This window comes from Idiomarina sp. Sol25 (genome assembly GCF_033052775.1).
In the GTDB taxonomy this organism is placed as follows: Bacteria; Pseudomonadota; Gammaproteobacteria; order Enterobacterales; family Alteromonadaceae; genus Idiomarina.
On record NZ_JAUPEW010000022.1, the window covers coordinates 1 to 1,191 of the forward strand.

General features: G+C 49.9%; 1 protein-coding gene. It reads left to right on the forward strand.

Annotated features, from left to right (window positions below; all coding sequences use genetic code 11):
* The gene (tuf, locus tag Q5L94_RS13260; protein WP_317498843.1) at window positions 1-1,185 is read left to right on the forward strand and encodes an elongation factor Tu; all 1,185 of its coding nucleotides are present in this window, start codon (window positions 1-3) and stop codon (window positions 1,183-1,185) included.
* The last annotated feature ends 6 nt before the right edge of the window (window positions 1,186-1,191 follow it).

Genomic DNA, 1,191 nt, shown 5'->3' on the forward strand with positions numbered 1-1,191 from the left:
ATGTCTAAAGAAAAATTTGAACGTTCGAAGCCGCACGTAAACGTCGGCACCATCGGTCACGTTGACCACGGTAAAACAACACTAACTGCTGCTATCACAACTGTTTTGGCAAAAGTTTATGGTGGTGCGGCGAAAGACTTCGCAGCCATCGATAACGCGCCAGAAGAGAAAGAGCGTGGCATTACCATTTCAACGTCACACGTTGAGTATGACACGCCAACTCGTCACTACGCACACGTAGACTGCCCAGGGCACGCTGACTATGTTAAAAACATGATCACCGGTGCAGCGCAGATGGACGGCGCAATCTTAGTAGTAGCGGCAACTGACGGCCCAATGCCACAGACTCGTGAGCACATTCTGCTTTCACGTCAGGTAGGCGTTCCTTACATCGTTGTATTCATGAACAAATGTGACATGGTAGACGACGAAGAGCTGTTAGAGCTGGTAGAAATGGAAGTTCGTGAACTGTTGTCAGAATATGACTTCCCGGGCGACGACCTGCCGGTAGTTCAGGGCTCAGCACTGAAAGCGCTGGAAGGCGACGAGGAGTTCAGCAAGAAAATTGTTGAATTAGCTGACGCACTGGATAACTACATTCCAGAGCCAGAGCGTGACATCGATAAGCCGTTCATCATGCCAATCGAAGACGTATTCTCGATTTCAGGTCGTGGTACCGTTGTCACAGGTCGTGTAGAGCGCGGTATCGTGCGTACAGGCGACGAGTGTGAAATCGTTGGTATGAAAGACACCACCAAGACAACCGTAACGGGTGTTGAGATGTTCCGTAAACTGCTTGACGAAGGTCGTGCAGGTGAGAACATTGGTGCCTTGTTGCGTGGTACCAAGCGTGACGACGTAGAGCGTGGCCAGGTATTGGCGAAGCCAGGTACAATTACTCCGCATACCAAATTCGAAGCGGAAGTTTACGTACTGAGCAAAGACGAAGGTGGCCGTCATACGCCATTCTTTAAAGGCTACCGTCCACAGTTTTACTTCCGCACAACGGACGTAACGGGTGCCGTAGAATTGCCAGAAGGCGTAGAAATGGTTATGCCTGGTGATAACCTGAAATTTGTTGTTGATTTGATTGCTCCAATCGCAATGGATGAAGGTCTGCGTTTCGCTATCCGTGAGGGTGGCCGTACCGTAGGTGCAGGCGTTGTATCAAAAATCATGGACTAAGCAGTC